This window comes from Pedococcus sp. P2_F6 (assembly GCF_056403675.1).
In genome coordinates this window covers 727,010-744,212 of record NZ_JBFUEZ010000003.1, presented here as the reverse complement: position 1 = coordinate 744,212, position 17,203 = coordinate 727,010, and the positions used below count along the sequence as shown (strand labels likewise).

Annotated in this window: 15 protein-coding genes and 1 pseudogene; 3 read left to right on the top strand and 13 right to left on the bottom strand. The window is 71.2% G+C overall.

What is annotated here, in order from left to right; all coding sequences use genetic code 11:
• Positions 1 to 12 precede the first annotated feature (12 nt).
• From AC1DWP_RS11495 to AC1DWP_RS11435, 13 genes and pseudogenes are all read right to left on the bottom strand, one after another.
• Positions 13 to 882 (bottom strand): fumarylacetoacetate hydrolase family protein, encoded by an 870-nt coding sequence (locus tag AC1DWP_RS11495; protein WP_477614585.1) that lies wholly within the window; start codon positions 880 to 882, stop codon positions 13 to 15.
• Positions 879 to 2,006, bottom strand: a complete 1,128-nt coding sequence (locus tag AC1DWP_RS11490) for a glycerate kinase (RefSeq protein WP_477614584.1) — start codon at positions 2,004 to 2,006, stop codon at positions 879 to 881. Before AC1DWP_RS11490 ends, AC1DWP_RS11495 begins: the two co-directional genes overlap by 4 nt.
• Before the next feature lie 8 nt (positions 2,007 to 2,014).
• On the bottom strand, positions 2,015 to 3,793 hold the full coding sequence (gene gcl, locus AC1DWP_RS11485; RefSeq protein ID WP_477614583.1) for a glyoxylate carboligase: 1,779 nt from the start codon (positions 3,791 to 3,793) through the stop codon (positions 2,015 to 2,017).
• A gap of 60 nt (positions 3,794 to 3,853) precedes the next feature.
• A pseudogene (locus AC1DWP_RS11480) lies at positions 3,854 to 4,744 on the bottom strand (2-hydroxy-3-oxopropionate reductase); the annotation flags it as partial.
• A 33-nt stretch (positions 4,745 to 4,777) separates the two neighbouring features.
• Positions 4,778 to 5,587: a hydroxypyruvate isomerase family protein gene (locus tag AC1DWP_RS11475; RefSeq protein ID WP_477614628.1), complete on the bottom strand. Its 810-nt coding sequence runs from the start codon at positions 5,585 to 5,587 to the stop codon at positions 4,778 to 4,780.
• Positions 5,588 to 5,702: 115 nt separating this feature from the next.
• On the bottom strand, positions 5,703 to 7,106 hold the full coding sequence (locus AC1DWP_RS11470) for an 8-oxoguanine deaminase (protein ID WP_477614582.1): 1,404 nt from the start codon (positions 7,104 to 7,106) through the stop codon (positions 5,703 to 5,705).
• The gene (gene uraH, locus AC1DWP_RS11465; RefSeq protein ID WP_477614581.1) at positions 7,103 to 7,444 is read right to left on the bottom strand and encodes a hydroxyisourate hydrolase; all 342 of its coding nucleotides are present in this window, start codon (positions 7,442 to 7,444) and stop codon (positions 7,103 to 7,105) included. The genes AC1DWP_RS11470 and uraH overlap by 4 nt, the downstream gene beginning before the upstream one ends.
• Positions 7,444 to 7,938, bottom strand: coding sequence for a 2-oxo-4-hydroxy-4-carboxy-5-ureidoimidazoline decarboxylase (gene uraD, locus AC1DWP_RS11460; protein WP_477614580.1), 495 nt, complete (start codon positions 7,936 to 7,938; stop codon positions 7,444 to 7,446). Before uraD (AC1DWP_RS11460) ends, uraH begins: the two co-directional genes overlap by 1 nt.
• Entirely contained in the window at positions 7,935 to 9,866 is a 1,932-nt protein-coding gene (uraD, locus tag AC1DWP_RS11455) for a 2-oxo-4-hydroxy-4-carboxy-5-ureidoimidazoline decarboxylase (protein WP_477614579.1), read from the bottom strand. The genes uraD (AC1DWP_RS11460) and uraD (AC1DWP_RS11455) overlap by 4 nt, the downstream gene beginning before the upstream one ends.
• 152 nt (positions 9,867 to 10,018) lie before the next feature.
• The gene (gene pucL, locus AC1DWP_RS11450; RefSeq protein ID WP_477614578.1) at positions 10,019 to 10,927 is read right to left on the bottom strand and encodes a factor-independent urate hydroxylase; all 909 of its coding nucleotides are present in this window, start codon (positions 10,925 to 10,927) and stop codon (positions 10,019 to 10,021) included.
• Positions 10,928 to 11,159: 232 nt separating this feature from the next.
• Entirely contained in the window at positions 11,160 to 11,702 is a 543-nt protein-coding gene (locus tag AC1DWP_RS11445) for a helix-turn-helix domain-containing protein (RefSeq protein ID WP_477614577.1), read from the bottom strand.
• A 65-nt stretch (positions 11,703 to 11,767) separates the two neighbouring features.
• The gene (locus tag AC1DWP_RS11440) at positions 11,768 to 13,024 is read right to left on the bottom strand and encodes a DUF6986 family protein (protein ID WP_477614576.1); all 1,257 of its coding nucleotides are present in this window, start codon (positions 13,022 to 13,024) and stop codon (positions 11,768 to 11,770) included.
• The gene (locus AC1DWP_RS11435; protein WP_477614575.1) at positions 13,021 to 14,508 is read right to left on the bottom strand and encodes an NAD-dependent malic enzyme; all 1,488 of its coding nucleotides are present in this window, start codon (positions 14,506 to 14,508) and stop codon (positions 13,021 to 13,023) included. The genes AC1DWP_RS11440 and AC1DWP_RS11435 overlap by 4 nt, the downstream gene beginning before the upstream one ends.
• A 120-nt stretch (positions 14,509 to 14,628) precedes the next feature.
• Between AC1DWP_RS11435 and AC1DWP_RS11430 the strand changes: the two genes are divergently transcribed.
• The 3 genes from AC1DWP_RS11430 to AC1DWP_RS11420 all read left to right on the top strand — a co-directional run bounded on the left by AC1DWP_RS11430 (position 14,629) and on the right by AC1DWP_RS11420 (position 17,130).
• Positions 14,629 to 15,165 carry an NADPH-dependent FMN reductase gene (locus tag AC1DWP_RS11430; RefSeq protein WP_477614574.1) on the top strand — a complete coding sequence of 179 codons (537 nt, stop codon included), beginning with the start codon at positions 14,629 to 14,631 and terminating at the stop codon, positions 15,163 to 15,165.
• A gap of 90 nt (positions 15,166 to 15,255) precedes the next feature.
• Positions 15,256 to 16,650: a Na+/H+ antiporter NhaA gene (nhaA, locus tag AC1DWP_RS11425; RefSeq protein WP_477614573.1), complete on the top strand. Its 1,395-nt coding sequence runs from the start codon at positions 15,256 to 15,258 to the stop codon at positions 16,648 to 16,650.
• A gap of 48 nt (positions 16,651 to 16,698) precedes the next feature.
• Positions 16,699 to 17,130, top strand: a complete 432-nt coding sequence (locus tag AC1DWP_RS11420) for a phage holin family protein (RefSeq protein ID WP_477614572.1) — start codon at positions 16,699 to 16,701, stop codon at positions 17,128 to 17,130.
• Positions 17,131 to 17,203 lie beyond the last annotated feature (73 nt).

Here is a 17,203-nt window from a genome sequence, read left to right as displayed (position 1 = left end):
GTAATCCCTGCCTCAGCTCGCCGCTGCCGGTGTGGCAGAACGAACTGCGTCCACGACGCGGCTGCGATGGCGACCGAGGACCCCGCCGTCCGCGCACACGACATCGCCGTGGCGCAGGTAGGGCCGCGGCTCCGGCTGGCCCATCGCGACGCCGGCCGGGGTGCCGGTGATGACGAGGTCGCCGGGCTCGAGCGTCATGAGGCCACTGACGTAGCAGAGCAGCTCGGCGACGGAGAACAGCATGTCGCCGGTCGATCCGTCCTGCCTGAGGGTGTCGTTCACCGAGAGCCGCAACCTGACGGCGGCAGGGTCGCCGAGCTCGTCGGGGGTGACCAGCCACGGGCCGAGCGGGCAGAAGGTGTCAGCCGACTTGCCCTTCGTCCAGGTGCCGCCGCGCTCGAGCTGGAGCGCCCGGTCGGAGACGTCGTGGGCCAGCACGTAGCCGGCGACCGCCCGCAGCGCGCGGGACCGGTCGCGCTCGTCCTTGAGCGGCGCCCCGAGGACGACCCCGAGCTCCACCTCGTAGTCCGTCGTGACCGACTGCGGGAGCATCCTGATGTCGTCAGTGGGTCCGCACACCGAGGTCGGCGCCTTGAGGAAGACGACCGGCTCGGTGGGCAGCGGCACCCGCGCCTCGGAGGCATGGTCACGGTAGTTGAGCCCGATGCCGACCACCTTGCCCGGCCGCGCGATCGGCGAGCCGAACCGCACGTCCTCGTCTCGCGGAAGCCGTTGCAGCGCAGCGGTGTCGACCGCAGCCAGGTTGCCCAGGAAGGCCGCGTCGATGTCAGTCGTCAGTGTCCTCAGGTCGAGCAGGCCACCGTCGTCGGCGACGACCACGGGACGCTCGGCTCCGGGGGGACCGACCCTCGCGAACCTCATCGCCCACCTCCGAGGTGCTCGCGCGCGATGCGCGCGCCGATCCGCTCGAGCAGCGGCCCCGGTGCGTTCAGCGCCTCGTGCCGCGTGCCTTCGTCGACGAGCGCGTATGCCGCGTGCAGGCCTGCCGCTCCCAGCTCGGCAGGCGTCAGCGTGACCTGACCGGCCACCGCCACAGCCGGCACCCCCTTGTCGCGGGCCAGCGCGGCGACGGCGGCCGGAGCCTTGCCGTGCAAGGTCTGGGCGTCGAGCGAGCCCTCGCCGGTCACGACCAGGTCGACCCCGGCAAGGGCGTCAGGCAGCCCGGTCAGCTCGAACACGAGCTCGGCTCCTGGTCGTGTCGTCGCGCCGAGGACGGCGAGAAGCCCGAAGCCGACCCCGCCCGCAGCTCCTGCTCCCGGTTCGTCCCGTCGGTCGGTGCCGGTGGCGCGGGCGACGAGGTCGGCCCAGCGGGTCAGCGCGGAGTCGAGCAGCTCGACGTCCTCGGGGCCCGCGCCCTTCTGCGGGCCGTAGACCGCCGCAGCCCCACGGCTGCCGGTGAGGGGGTTGTCGACGTCGCAGGCCACGACCAGCTCCGCCTCGGCGAGCTCGGGATGGAGCCCAGTCAGGTCCAGACGGGCCGCGTCGAGCAGCCCGGCCCCACCCGGGCGCACCTCGGCGCCGGTGGCGGTGTGGATGGTGGCGCCGAGCGCCTGGAGCAGACCCGCCCCGCCATCGGTGCACGCGCTCCCGCCAACGGCGACGACGACACGACGCGCTCCCGCGTCCAGGGCAGCGGCGATCAGCTCGCCGGTGCCCCTGCTGGAGGCCGACAGGGGGGCTGCTCGCCCGCCGGGCAGCTGGGCCAGGCCCGACACCTCCGCCAGCTCGACCACCGCCTCGGTGCCGCGTACCCCGTAGGCCGACTCTCGCGGCATACCCGTCGGGCCAGTGGCCCACACCGGCATCCGGGTGAAGCCGGCAGCCACGGCCGCGGCGAGGGTGCCGTCGCCCCCGTCGGCGACGGGGACGACGACCACCTCGACGTCTGGCAGGACCGAGCGCAGGCCGTCAGACAGGTGCACCGCGACCTCGGCGGCCGTCAGGGTGCCCTTGAACTTGTCGGGGGCCAGCAGGACGCGGGGCATCGGCTGACCTAGTCCAGGTTGGCGAAGAGCGCGGTCGGGGCGTCGGCGCCGCCCGCTGCCAGCTCCTCGAACTCGGTCACGCTGTCGATGGACAGTCCCATCGAGACGTTGGTGACGCGCTCGAGGATGACCTCGACGACGACCGGGACGCGGTACTCCTGCGCCATGGCCTTGGCCTTCTCCAGTGCCGGGGCGATCTCCTCAGGGTCGAAGACGCGAATCGCCTTGCAGCCCAAGCCTTCGACGACCTTGACGTGGTCGACGCCGTAGCTGCCGACCTCGGGGCTGTTGATGTTGTCGAACGACAGCTGGACGCAGTAGTCCATGTCGAACCCGCGCTGGCTCTGCCGGATCAGGCCGAGGTAGGCGTTGTTCACCAGGACGTGGATGTAGGGGATGTTGAACTGCGCCCCGACCGCCAGCTCCTCGATCATGAACTGGAAGTCGTAGTCGCCGGAGAGGGCGACGACGGTCTCGTCGGGGACTGCCGTGGCGACGCCGAGTGCCGCCGGCACCGTCCAGCCCAGCGGCCCCGCCTGTCCGGCGTTGATCCAGTGCCGGTCCTTGTAGACGTGCAGCAGCTGGGCAGCCTGGATCTGGGACAACCCGATGGTCGAGACGTAGCGGACGTCCTTGCCGAAGGCACGGTTCATCTCCTGGTAGACCCGCTGGGGCTTGACCGGGGTGACGTCGAAGTTGGTCTTGCGCCACATGGTCGCCTTGCGGTCGCGACAGGACTGCGCCCACGCGGTGCGGTCGGCGAGGCGACCGGCGTCGCGACGCTCGCGGGCCACCTCGACGAACAGCCCCAGAGCAGCCTTGGCGTCGGAGACGATCCCGTAGTCAGGGGCGAAGACCCGGCCGATCTGGGTCGGCTCGATGTCGACGTGCACGAACGTGCGGCCCTTGGTGTAGGTCTCGAGGTCACCGGTGTGGCGGTTGGCCCACCGGTTGCCGATGCCCAGGACGAAGTCGGACTCGAGCATGGTGGCGTTGCCGTAGCGGTGGCTGGTCTGCAGTCCGACCATGCCGGCGTTGAGCTCGTGGTCGTCGGGGATGGTGCCCCAGCCCATCAGGGTCGGGATGACCGGGACGCCGGTCAGCTCGGCGAGCTCGACCAGCAGGGCGGCGGCGTCGGCGTTGATGATGCCGCCGCCGGCGACGATCAGGGGGCGCTCGCTCGCGGCCAGCAGGTCCAGGGCCTTCGCGACCTGCGGGCGGGTGGCTGCCGGCTTGTAGGTCGGCAGCGGCGCGTAGGTCTCGACGTCGAACTCGATCTCGGCCATCTGGACGTCGATCGGCAGGTCGATGAGGACCGGGCCGGGACGTCCCGAACGCATCAGGTGGAACGCCTGCTGGAAGGTGCCCGGGACCTGCGCCGGCTCGAGCACAGTGACCGCCATCTTGGTCAGCGGCCCCGCGATCGAGGCGATGTCGACGGCCTGGAAGTCCTCCTTGTGCAGCTTGGCCACCGGCGCCTGTCCGGTGATGCACAGGATCGGGATCGAGTCGGCGCTGGCCGAGTAGAGGCCGGTGATCATGTCGGTGCCGGCCGGGCCGCTGGTGCCGACGCAGACGCCGATGTTGCCGGCCCTGGCGCGGGTGTAGCCCTCGGCCATGTGGGAGGCGCCCTCGACGTGACGGGCCAGCGTGTGGTGCAGGCCGCCGTTGGTCTTCATCGCCTTGTAGAAGGGGTTGATCGCCGCTCCGGGCAGACCGAAGACATTCGTCACGCCTTCCTTCTTGAGGATCTCGACGGCCGCTTGGGCCGCAGTCATGCGTGCCATGGTGGTGCTCCTGGTTCAGGGTGGTTCGGTATGCCGGGTGGCCGGGTCTGTGGGGTCGGTTCAGCTCGAGAGCTGGCCGGAGAGGCGCTGGACGCCGCGCAGGAGGGCCGAGTGGTCGAGCCCGCCGTCGCCGTTCGCGCGGGCCGAGGCCATCAGCTGCGCGACGAGCCCGCCGAGGGGTACGACCACCCCGGCCTCGCGGGCGGCGGTGGTCACGATCCCGAGGTCCTTGTGGTGGAGGTCGATCCGGAACCCCGGCTCGAAGGACTTGTTGGTCATGTTCTCGCGCTTCTGGTCCAGCACCTTGGAGCCGGCCAGCCCACCGCCGAGCACGTCGAGCGCAGGACCGAGGTCGACGCCGTAGGCCTCGAGGAAGACCACGGCCTCGGCCAGGGCCTGGATGTTGGCGGCCACGATGAGCTGGTTGGCGGCCTTGACCGTCTGCCCAGCACCGTTGCCGCCCACGTGGACGATGGTCTTGCCGACCGCGTCGAAGAGCGGCTTGGCCTCCGCGAAGTCCGCTGCGGCACCGCCGACCATGATCGACAGGGCGGCGTTCCTGGCGCCCGCCTCGCCACCGGAGACCGGGGCGTCGAGCAGGCGGAACCCCTTGTCCTGCGCGGCCTTGGCGAGCTCGACCGTCACGTCGGGGCGGATGCTGGAGAAGTCGATGACCAGCGTGCCCTCCTTGGCGTTGGCGAAGACACCGTCCTCGCCCAGCAGCACGTCCTGCACGTCGGGGCTGTCGGGGACCATCACCGCGACCACCTGGGCGTCACGCACCGCCTCCGCGACCGAAGCCGCCGCGGTGCCGCCCACGTCGACCAGGGGCTTGGTCTTGTCGGGGTGCAGGTTGTAGCCGACGACGTCGTGCCCGGCGTCCTGGAGGTGGACGGCCATGGGGCTGCCCATGATGCCGAGTCCGATGAAGGCGATGGTGCTCATTGCGTTCTCCTTGAAGGTCGTTGGCGTGTCGTGATGCGGTCAGGCAGAGCGTCTCTCGCGCGGGAGCCAGCCGAAGCTCTCGGGGGTGGTCGCGGTGGTGGGCTTGTACTCCAGCCCCACCCACCCGGCATACCCACGCTGGGCGAGGGCGCCGAGGTGGCGCTGGAGGTCGAGGGCGCCGGAGCCGGGCTCACCGCGCCCGGGGGCGTCGGCGATCTGCACGTGGGCAGTGCGGTCGGTGTAGGCCGCGATGGCGGCCTCGAGGTCGTCGCCGTTGGCGGCCAGGTGGTAGAGGTCGAGGAGGAAGCCGACGTTGCTCGTCCCGGTGGCGCGCACGTCGTCGACGACCGCCACGGCGTCGGCCGCGGTCCGCAGCGGGTAGGGCTTGGGGCCGCTGACCGACTCGACGAGGACGGTCGCCCCGATCCGGTCGGCGGCCTTGGCGGCGAAGGCGACCGACTCACGCCCGAGCTCGTCCTGCTCCTGCGCCGAGACGCCTTCGACACGGTTGCCGAAGAGGGCGTTGAACGCCGAGACGCCGAGCCGCTCTCCGATGCCGACCGTCACGTCGACGTTGTCGCGGAACTGCTGCACGCGGTCGGGGATCGAGAGCACCCCGCAGTCGGGCCCGGCCAGGTCACCGGCAAAGAAGTTGAGACCCACCAGCTGAACCCCGGCGTCCTGGACGGCGCCCACGAAGGCGTCGACCTCACGGTCGGCGGGCACCGGTTGGTCCGGCCAGGGCCACCAGAACTCCACGGCGTCGAACCCTGCCGCCTTCGCGGCGGCCGGCCGCTCGAGCAGCGGCAGCTCGGTGAACAGGATCGAGCAGTTCACCTCGTAGCGCAGTCCGTGGTCCGACATGGCATTCTCTCCTTGTTTCCGCATTGTGGAATCGTTTTTCCGATCAATGAAAGGGTAGGCGTCAACCTGCGACATCGTCAAGACCGCTGGGGCCGTCGTCTCAGCCGGTGGTCGAGATATATCCGGCGGCGTCGCGGTGCCGCGCGAGCAACCGCTCCCCTGCCGAGACCGCCTGTGCCGCAAGCGATTCCTCGTCAGCGGTCACCAGCCTGTCGCCCGACACCACCCGGCTGCCTCCAACCAGGAGCAGCTCCAGCGGCGGCCGTGAACCGAGCACGAGCCCGGCCACCGGGTCGACCACGCCGGCATGGCCCAGCCCGTCGAGTCGCCACAGCGCGATGTCGGCCAGCTTTCCGACCTCCAGCGACCCGATCTGGTCGTCCCAGCCGAGCACCCGGGCCCCGCCGATCGTGGCCAGCTCGAGCGCGTCCCGCACCCCGAGCGCCTCCGGACCGCCTCGGGCCCGGGCGAAGAGCAGCGCGTGGCGTGCCTCCTCGACGAGGGAGGACGCCTCGTTCGACGCCGCACCGTCCACCCCGAGCCCCACCGGCACCCCTGCGTCGCGCAGGTCGCGCGTGCGGGCGATGCCGGCACCGAGGCGGGCGTTGGACGAGGGACAGTGGGCGACACCGGTGCCGGTGGCCGCCAGTGTGCGTATCGCGACGTCGTCGAAGTGGATGCCGTGCGCGAGCCACACGTCGTCGCCGAGCCAGCCGAGGGACTCCAGGTAGGCCAGCGGGCTCAACCCGAATCGCTCGGCGCAGTAGCGCTCCTCGTCGGTCGTCTCCGCCAGGTGGGTGTGCAGCCGCACCCCGCGGTCACGAGCCAGGGCCGCGGACTCGCGCAAGAGGTCGGCGGTCACCGAGAAGGGCGAGCACGGGGCCACGCCGATCCGCAACATCGAGTCGGGTGACGGGTCGTGGTGCGCGTCGACGGCGGCCGCCGTCGCGGCGAGGATGGTGTCGAGGTCCTCGACCACGTGGTCGGGGGGCAGTCCGCCCTGACTCTCGCCGAGATCCATCGAGCCGCGAGCCGCGAGGAATCGCAGGCCGATCCGTCGCGCCGCGTCCACCTCGGCACCCAGGACGTCGCCTCCGTGGCGGGGGAAGACGTAGTGGTGGTCCATCGACGTCGTGCACCCCGTGCGGGCCAACCAGCCGAGCCCGGCTGCTGCGGCAGCACCGACCACGTCCTCGTCGATGCCACCCCAGACGGGATAGAGCTCGGTCAGCCAGCCGAACAGCGTGGCGTCGACCGCCAGGCCCCGGGTGGCCCACTGGTAGAGGTGGTGGTGGGTGTTGACCAGGCCCGGCGTCAGCAGGCAGCCGGTCGCGTCGACCACCTCGGCCGCACTCCCGTCGTCCACGTGGCGACCCGGTGCGACGGCGACGATGCGCGACCCCTCGACGACCACGTGGCCGACGGCGTGCTCGGTCCTGGCCGGGTCCATCGTCACCACCGTGCAACCGTCCAGGACCAGCCGCGCGACGGTCGCCACGGTCACGACCCCCGGTAGGTGGAGTAGCCGAACGGGTTGAGCAGGACCGGCACGTGGTAGTGCTGGTCGGCGTCGGCGATGGTGAAGACCACCACCACCTCGGGGTAGAACGCCTCGACGCCACGCCCTGCGAAGTAGCCACCCGAGGCGAACCGCAGGCGGTAGTCGCCCGCCTCCAGCCGCTCCGGACCGATGCTGCCGACCCGCCCGTCGCCATCGGTGATGCCGTCACCGATCGCCTGTCCCCCGGAGCCAGTCGTATCAACGGTTTCCAGCACCACCGTGATGCCGGCCGCGGGCTTGCCGAGGCTGGTGTCGAGGACGTGCGTGCTGAGGGTTCCCATCAGGAGGCCACCTGTCGGAGTCGGAGCAGCGCGATCTCGCGCAGCTGGGTCACGGTCTCTTCGCGCTCGGCGGCGTCGTCGTTGCCGAGCCGGCGGTCCAGCTCTGCGAGGATCTCGGGCGCGGAGCGGCCTGCCGCCCGGATGAGGAACACCCGGTCGAAACGCGCCTCGTATGCCGCGTTGCCCTCGGCGAGCGCGCGCGCCACCTCGGCGTCGGCCGGGTCCACCCCGGACTGCTCGCGTGCACTGGCGGCCGCGTTGTGGTGCGGCCCCTCGGCCCGTTCACCGATCCTCGGGTGGCCGGCCAGCGCCGCCTCCAGCTCCTCGTCGTCGAGGTGCTGGGCGGCGGCGCCGGCGGTCGCCTCGAGGTCCTGCCACGCGGCATACGGTCGGCCGTCGCGGACGGCGGCGACCCAGCGAGGCACCGGGAGGCACGCGGTCAGCTGCCCCTCCAGGGCCGACGCCGGCAGCGCGTTGAGGTTCTCGAGGGTCATCGACCCTCCACGAACCGGGTGCGGGCGGAGTGGATCGGGTTGGCGTCGGCCACGAGGTCATCAAACCGGTAGCCGGCGATCTTGGCGATCTCCACCAGCGCCGAGGCGTGTTCCTGCGCCTGGGAGTTGTTCAACCGCTCCCAGCCGGTGCGCACCACCTGGTCGAAGGAGTCGCGGTCGCGGACACACGTGACGAGGGGGAAGCCGAACCGGTCCCGGTACTGCGAGGTGAGCTCGGCCAGCTCGCCGTGACCCTTCTCGTCGAGACGGGTGAGCCCGAGCGAGGACTGGTCGCGCAGCGAGTCCGGCCCCTCGTCGCCCTCCGCCACGCTGTCGGCGCCGAGGTCGGGGTAGGAGTCGATCAGCTGTCGCTGCTCGTCCTCGTTGGCCGAGAACAGCGCCTCCTGGAACGCGCGACGCAGGTCACTGGTGTCGCTGAACGGCCGTGAGTCGAAGGCGCGCTCGACCACCCAGCGCGGACCCTGGAACAGGCTGCCGAAGGTGTCGGCGAAGTCCTCACGCGACATCTGGTTGACCTCGCTCAGCCGCACCAACGACCCAGGAGCGCCGGCCACGGCCGGACCCCGGCTCGACCCGACGTGGTGGAACAGGAAGTTGAGCACGATGGCGGTGATCGAGCCGAGGGTGATGCCCGAGCCGAGGATGATCTGGGCCCAGTCCGGGACGGCCTTGGCCACGTCGGGCTGTGCGGTGACGTACATCGCGAGGCCGACCGCGGTGGCGACGATGACGACGTTGCGGTGGTCGTGGAAGTCGACCCGCGACAGGGTCTGGAAGCCCACGACGGCGACGGTGGCGAACATCGCCAGCGCGGCACCACCGAGCACCGGGTGCGGGATGCCCGCGACGATGGCGCCGGCCTTCGGGATGAGGCCGATGACGACCATGATCAGCCCTGCCGTGGCGACGACGTAGCGGCTCTTGACCCGGGTCAACCGCACCAGGCCGACGTTCTCGGCGAAGCAGGTGTAGGGGAAGGAGTTGAAGACACCACCGATCGTGGTGGCCAGACCGTCGGCGCGCAGGGCACGGGCGATGTCCTCCTTGCCGACGCGCTTCTCGACGATCTCGCCGGTGGCGAACACGTCACCGGTGGTCTCGACGGCGGTGATGAGCATGACGACGATCATCGAGATGATCGCGGCCACGGAGAACCTGGGCCAGCCGAAGTGGAACGGCGTCGTGACCCCGATCCAGCCCGAGTCCGAGACCGAGTTGAAGTGCGCGTCACCGAGGATCCAGGCGATGAGCGTGCCGACGACCAGTCCGATGAGGACTGCCACGGTGGCCATGAATCCCTTGAAGATCCGCTGGATCGCGACGATCAGCCCGAGCGTGCCGAGCGCGTACGCGAGGTTGCGCCCGCTGGTGGGGTCGAGGGTGGGGCCCGCGCCACCGGCTGCGTCCGCAGCCGCGACCGGCAGCAGCGCGAGGCCGATGATCGTGATGACCGAACCGGTGACCACCGGGGGGAAGTAGCGGATCAGCCGGCTGAAGTAGGGCGCGACGAGGAAGGTGAACAGGCCCGCCACGATCACCGCCCCGTAGATCACGAGCAGGCCGTCGGTACCGCCGCCCGCGGCCATCCCGATGGCGATCATCGGCGAGACAGCGGTGAACGTGACCCCTTGCAGGAGAGGCAGTTTCACGCCGACCTTCCAGAACCCGACCGACTGGATGATCGAGGCGATGCCGCACGTGAAGAGGTCGGCGTTGATGAGGTGGATGAGCTCCTGGGTCGACAGCCCGATGGCGCTGGCCAGGAGGATCGGCACGATCACCGCACCGGCGTAGAACGCCAGCACGTGCTGGAAGCCGTAGATCGCGAGCTTCGGGATGGGCAGGACCTCGTCGACCGGGTGGCGGGAGGCGCGCTGGGACTGGGGTGTTGCGGTGGCTGCGCTCATGACAGGCCTTTCTGTCTGGAGCTATGTCGGGAGGCTCCGGGAGGAGGAGAGGGAATCAGATGCGTGCGGGAGCCGGCGCGGGCGTCGTGGGGTGTACGGGCGCCGGCCCCGAGGAGCGGGGACGAGGAGTGGCGACGAGGAGCGGAGGGGCGTCAGCAGAAGCCGGGCACGGTGAGCCAGGCGTCGCCCGCGTCCGAGCCGCTCTCGCGCTGGACCGTGGCCTCGATCAGCCCGTACGGGCGGTCTGCGGCGATGAACACCTCACCCGGGTTGTCCAACCCGAACGGGGACAGGTCGACCAGGAAGTGGTGCTTGTTGGGGGCTGAGAACTTGATCTCCGCGACCTCGGGGTGAGCGGCCAGGACGGCCGACCCCATCGCGTAGAGGCTCTCCTGCAGTGCGCGGCTGTAGGTCGTCGCGAACGTCTCGAGGAGGAGCGACCGCACGTCGTCGAACGACTTGTTCCAGTCCACGCCCTCGGTGGACTCGTAGCGCCAGCGCGCCACGAGCGAGGTCGCGAGGATCCGGTCGTCGGTCTCCTTGAGGGTCGTGTACTCGTCCTTGAGGTAGCCCTTGAACTCCGAGCCGGTCGACTTGAGGACCACGAGGTCCTTGACGCCGGAGACGACCCAGGCGCGCGGCTCGTCGCCGCTGCGGTCGCGGGTGACGACGGTGGTGCGTACCTCGCCGCCCCGCTTCACGAACGCGTGGTCGTGGCCGGTGCCGCCGACCTCGATGCGGTCCCAGGCATACTCCTCGACCTCGATCCGGCTGGCGGTCGCGACGGGCGTGACGTCGAGGAAGCGCTGGCCGAGGGTGAGGGCGTAGTCCTCCGGTGAGGTGACGCCGTGCTCCTTGGCGAACGCGAAGGCGGTGTTCTTCTGGGTGTCGGTGGGCAGGATGCTGGCCTGGTCACCGGTCGTGTGCGCCTCGGTGAAGTCGCCGCGCAGGGCGGTCGACACGTTGAGGTCGCGGATCTCGTGGCGGGCGGTGTCGCGGTAGACGCGGACGACGCGGTTCTCCGCCTTGCCGTACTGGTTGGGTCCGAGGACGAAGCTCATGGTGCTCCTTGCGGTGCCCGTCGACCCTGGCGGGGTCGGCGTGGGTGGCGCGGGGACGGCTTCCCGAGCGATTCGGAGATCTTCCGAATGGTGGAAACCTGTTTACGGATGATGGAAGGATAGGCGCGCCAATGTGAACCAGTCAACAATCTGTTGAAAGTTTCTGCGGTGCAGACCTGCGGGGGACGCGGCGAGCAGTCGACGGGGTCCCAGGACGACCGGGTATGCCGCGTCAGCCGGCGGGCTCGGCCGCCGAGTCCCGGATCCGGTTGAGGTAGTTGTAGACGGTGAAGCGGGTCAGGCCCAGGGCCTCCGCGACCGTCTCCGCACTGCGGCGCATCTCGAACGCGCCGCGCTCCTCCAGCAGGCGCACGGCGTGCTGCTTCTCGGCGCGCGGCAGGGTTGCGAGAGAGCCCCCGAGCTCGCGCTCGACGTCGGCGATGAGCCGCGACAAGCCGTCGGTGAAGTCGGTGGCCCCAGCACCGGCCCCAGCACCGGCCCCGGCACCGGCCGCGGGGGTGACGGCGGTCACCGCGTCGACGTCACCGAGGGTGAGGGTGACCCGGGTCGCGCCGTGGGACAACGCCTCCTTGAGCGCGGCGCCCACCGCGTCGACGACCACCTCGGCCTCGCCCTCGACCGACGTGCCGAGCGGTCCCAGGTCGGGTGACAACCCGGCATACCGGAGCGCGTCGGCGGACGCGGTCACGTGGGCAGGCAGCTGGCCGTCCTCGCCGTGGAACGGCTCGGTCGTGAACTCCACCCGCACGCGCATGCGGCCAACCTACCCGCGGACGGCAGGCAGGTCAGGTGGTCGGGCCCGTCAAGCGCCCTGACGCGTCAGGCGGTGGCGCGGCGGGCCAGGCGGTCGATGGCGGGGCGGTCCAGGCCGGTCAGGCGATGGACCTCCTGCTCGTCCGTGGCGCCGCAGTCGAGCGCACGGACCACGAAGTCCGACAGCGCTCGGGCTGTCGCGGGTTCATCCATGACCCCCGAATCCACTTGTCCCACATAGTTCTTCAGCCGTTGGCCGGCGGCCGAGAGCCCCTCGCGGTAGAACGCGTAGGTGGCGAGGTAGCGACTCGGGAACTGTGCGGGGTGCAGGTCCCAGCCCTGGTAGTAGCCCCGCTCGAGCGAGCGTCGCACCAGCCGCCCGTGCAGCCGCCAGGCGGCCACCACGTCGTCGTGACTGCCCACGGGAAGCACGTTGGTGGAGCCGTCGGACAGGTGCACGCCCGTGCCCGCCGCAGCGACCTGCATGACCGCCTTGGCGTGGTCGGCGGCCGGGTGCTCCATCGACTGGTAGGCGGCGGAGATGCCACACGAGGCCGAGTAGTCGTAGGTGCCGTAGTGCAGCGACGTGCACCGGCCGGCGGAGGCATGGACCATCCGGGCGACGAGCGCCGTGCCGTCAGGTCCGCAGATCGCCTGCGGCGTCTCGACCTGGATCTCGAAGCGGATCGCCCCCGGCGAAAGCCCGACACCCTGCTCGACCCTCTCGCAGGCCACCACCATCGCCTCGACCTGGTCGACTGACGTCACCTTCGGGAACGTCACCACGAAGCCGTCCGGCAGGCGACCGTCCCGGGCCACCGCAGCGACGAAGCGGGCGAAGGTGCGCAGCCCGCGTGCGCGCGTCGGCGCCTCGAAGCTCTTGAACCGGATGCCGCTGAAGGCAGTCGCCCCACCGGCGTCCACGGCACGGAGGAGCGCCGCAGCCGCCGCGTCGACGGCGGCATCCTCCTCGTCGTCGGACCGCGTGCCGTAGCCGTCCTCGAAGTCGATGCGCAGGTCCTCGATGGCCTCGCGCGCGAGCTTGGTGCGCACCCGCGCGTACAGCTCGGCTGCCAGCTCCGACGGAAGCCCGAAGGCCTCGGCCGCCCCCTCGGCGCCGCCGCCGTGCTCGTCCAGCGCGGCGACCGCCTCGGCCTGCCACCGCGACACCAGGTCGGCGTCGTAGCGGTCGGCCGGCACGTAGACCGTGTGCACCGGCTGGCGCACCGGCCGCTCGCCGGGGAACCGTGCGGCCAGCTCGGCATCCGCGTCACGCAGGTGCTCGTCGAGGGCGGCGCCGAGGGCGCCCAGGTCCACGGTCATCGGGCCGGGGCCTGGCTCGTCGGGATGGCGGGGGTGGCGGCGGGCGGCGCGGTCGCCTCCCGCGTGGCGCTGCCGGTATGCCGCGTGGCCGGGTCGGCGTGCCGTCCCCCGGCCGCCTGCCGCACGGCAGCTGCCACCGAGGGCGCGACGTCGGCGTCGAAGACGCTGGGCACGATGTAGCTCGCGTTGAGCTCGTCGGGGTGGACGCAGTCGGCGATGGCCGCGGCGGCGGCGATCATCATCTCGTCGGTGATGTCGCGCGCGCCGGCGTCGAGCAGACCGCGGAAGAAGCCGGGAAAGGCCAGCACGTTGTTGATCTGGTTGGCGTAGTCGGAGCGTCCGGTGGCGACGACGGCCGCGTGGTGGCTCGCCGCGACCGGGTCGACCTCGGGGTCGGGGTTGGCCATCGCGAAGACGATGGCACGGTCCGCCATGGTGGCGATGTCGTCGCCGTCCAGCAGGTTCGGTGCCGAGACGCCGATGAAGACGTCGGCCCCGCGCAGCACCTCCTTGAGCGTGCCGGTCGTGCGGGAAGGGTTGGTGTTGCGGGCGATCCAGCCACGGAACTCGTCCGCGTGGTCGGCCTCCGGGTCCAGCGCACCGCGGCGGTCGCACCCGATGATGTCGGTCGCGCCCTGGGCGTCGAGGAGCCGGACGATGGCGTGGCCGGCCGCACCCACCCCCGAGACCACGATCCGCACGTCCTCCAGCGTCTTGCCCACCACGCGCAGGGCGTTGCGCAGGGCGGCGAGGGTGACGATCGCGGTGCCGTGCTGGTCGTCGTGGAAGACGGGGATGTCGAGCTCGTCACGCAGGCGCGCCTCGATCTCGAAGCACCGCGGCGCGCTGATGTCCTCGAGGTTCACGCCGCCGTAGACCGGGGCGATCGCCTTGACGATCATGATGATCTCCTCGGTGTCCTGGGTGTCGAGGCAGACCGGCCACGCGTCGACTCCGGCGAACTGCTTGAAGAGCGCAGCCTTGCCCTCCATGACGGGCAGGGCAGCGGCCGGGCCGATGTTGCCGAGGCCGAGGACGGCGGACCCGTCCGTCACGACCGCGACCGTGTTGCGCTTGATGGTGAGGCGGCGCGCGTCCTCGGGGTTCTCCGCGATCGCGAGGCAGACGCGGGCCACCCCCGGGGTGTAGGCGCGGGACAGGTCGTCGCGGTGCTTCAGCGGCACCTTGGGCACGACCTCGAGCTTGCCGCCGAGGTGGAGCAGGAAGGTGCGGTCGCTGACCTTGCGGACCGTGACCCCCGGGACCGCCGCGATCGCCGCGGTGATCCGGTCGGCATGGTCGGCGTCGGAGGCGTTGCAGGTCACGTCCACGACCAGCTTGTCACCGTGGGACTCCACGACGTCGAGGGCCGTGAGCGCTCCGCCCGCCGACGCCACGGCGGCAGCGACGGCACCCGTGGTGTCGATCGCGGCAGGCGCCTCGGCGCGAACGGTGATGGAATATCCCGGGCTCGGTGCAGACATCGCTCGACCTCAATCTTCCACGATACGGACTTCAATTTCTGTTCAACGGAACTCTAGAGCGATGAATCTCTCCAGACAAGGCCGCCCCGGGACCGAGCGGACCGCACCTAGCTTTCGCCCATGGCCTCCACGCGCGTCTCCGTCGTCATCGCCAGCACCCGCCCGCACCGGATCGGTCACCTCGTCGCGCAGTGGGTGCTCGACGCAGTCCCGGCGGGCTCCGAGGTCACCGTCCACGACCTGCGCGAGCTGGCGCTGCCGTTCCTCGACGAGCCCGGCCAGCCCGCGGACGGCAACTACGCCCACGAGCACACGCGGAAGTGGTCGGCCGCGATGCAGGCCACGGACGCGCTCGTGCTGGTGATGCCGGAGTACAACCGCGGCTACAACGCGGCGCTCAAGAACGCGATCGACTTCCTCTACGCCGAGTGGGAGGGCCTGCCCGTGGGCTGCGTCGGCTACGGCTGGCACGGCGCGAGCTATGCGAAGTCGGCCCTGCGCCAGACGCTCGAGCGCGTCAAGATGACGGTCGTCGACGGCCCCGGTCTGGCGTTCGGGAAGACCCTCACCCAAGAGGGTGAGGTGCTCGCCGGCGAGGCCGACCAGCTGGAGCTCGCCACGATGTTCGCCGAGCTGCTCGCCACGGCTCGCACGTAGGATGAGCAGCAGGAACAACTGGTGTGCCGGGAAGCCTGGTCGGCGGCGTCTGCGGACGTCTGACCCGACGTCGACCCCGAAAGGCCCGGTGTGAGCCTCAACCCCCTGCGCCCACGGCTCTTCGCCCGCACGACGTGGCAGGAGGCGCAGCGCGTCAGCGGCGCCCTGCGCACCGAGACCGTCGGCGGCGCCCTCCTGCTGTCCGCGGCGATCGCCGCACTGGCCTGGGCCAACTCGCCCTGGTTCGAGACCTACGCCTCGCTGCGCGACTGGCAGGCAGGCCCCCAGGCGTGGCACCTGCAACTCACCCTGGGGCAGTGGGCCGCCGACGGACTCCTTGCGCTGTTCTTCTTCGTCGCCGGCCTCGAGCTGAAGCGCGAGTTCCTCGTGGGCGAGCTGCGCACCCCCGCAAGGGCCGCGCTGCCCGTGGCCGCCGCCCTGTGCGGGGTCGCGCTTCCCGCGATCGTGTATGCCGTGACGGTCACCCTCCTCGGTGCCGGCGCTGGTGCCGGTGGTGCGGCCGTTGGTGGGGCGGGTGGCGGGGCGTTGCGCGGTTGGGCGGTCCCGACGGCGACTGACATCGCCTTCGCGCTCGCCGTGCTGGCGGTGATCGGGACGCACCTGCCATCGGCCCTGCGGAGCTTCCTGCTGACCCTCGCCGTCGTCGACGACCTCGTGGCGATCACGATCATCGCGATCTTCTACACCCGGAGCCTCGACCTGGCCGAGCTCGCGCTCGCGCTGGTGCCGCTCGCGCTGTTCGCTGCACTGGTGCAACGACGGGTGGCGCACTGGTGGCTGCTGCTCCCGCTGGCGGCCCTGACGTGGGGGCTCGTGCACGCCTCCGGCATCCACGCCACCGTCGCCGGGGTGCTGCTGGGGCTCGTCGTGCCGGTGAAGCCCCGGGGTCGGGCCTCGCGGGTGTCCCGGGTGCCGCGGGTCCGCCCCCTGGACGCCGACGTCGACGTGGCCGAGCGGTTCGAGCACCGGTTGCGACCCCTGTCGGCCGGGGTGGCCGTGCCGGTCTTCGCGTTCTTCGCGGCCGGCGTGCGGGTGGTGGGGGGTGGCTTCGGCGACAGCCTCGGGGACGAGGCGGCCCTCGCGGTGGTGCTCGGGCTCGTCCTCGGCAAGCTGGTCGGTGTCTTCGGTGGCACGTGGGCGTTCGCCCGGTTCACCAGGGCCGAGCTCGACGACGACCTCGCGTGGTGGGACGTCTTGGGGCTGTCCCTCCTGGCCGGGATCGGCTTCACTGTCTCGCTGCTCGTGGGCGAGCTGGCGTTCGGGACGGGCAGCCCCCGTGACGAGCACGTGAAGCTCGCCGTCCTGGTCGGGTCGGCCATGGCGGCGGTCCTGGCGACCGTCGTGCTGCGTGCCCGGAACCGCGTCTACGGGCGCCTGGCCGAGCTCGAGTCCCGCGACGACGACGGGGACGGGGTGCCGGACTGCTTCGAGGTCTCGGATGTGGAGCCCGGACGACGCCGTTAGGGTTGGGACGCCGCACCACCGGACTTCAGGAAGCGCAGGTGAACGCGCATGGCCACCAACCGCGTGAACGACCAGACGGGCACCCAGGCGGGCACCGGCTCAGGCGCCGAACGGACCATCGGACAGCTCGTCGCCGATGCGACCCACGACGTCTCGACGATCGTCCGCAGCGAGATCGCGCTGGCCAAGGCCGAGATCGCGGCCGACCTGAAGAAGGCCGCCGCCGGTGCGGGGATGTTCGCCGCGGCGGGCTTCGTCGCCCTGCTCGGCCTGATCTTCCTGTTCCACACCGTCGTCGCCGTGATCGACATCTGGCTCCCCGAGTGGGCCGGCTACCTCATCACCACCGGGCTGCTCTTCCTCGTCGCGGCGGTCCTGGCGATCGTCGGCCGCAACAGCGTGAAGAAGATCAAGGGCAAGCCCGAGCGCGCCATCAAGAACGCCCAGGACACCGTCACCGCCGTCAAGTCCGGGTCCTGACCCGGCCAACGCCCCCCTTTTCGACCCGGCCAGCACGACACGCGACCCGCCCCCGTCACCAGCCGAACGGCAT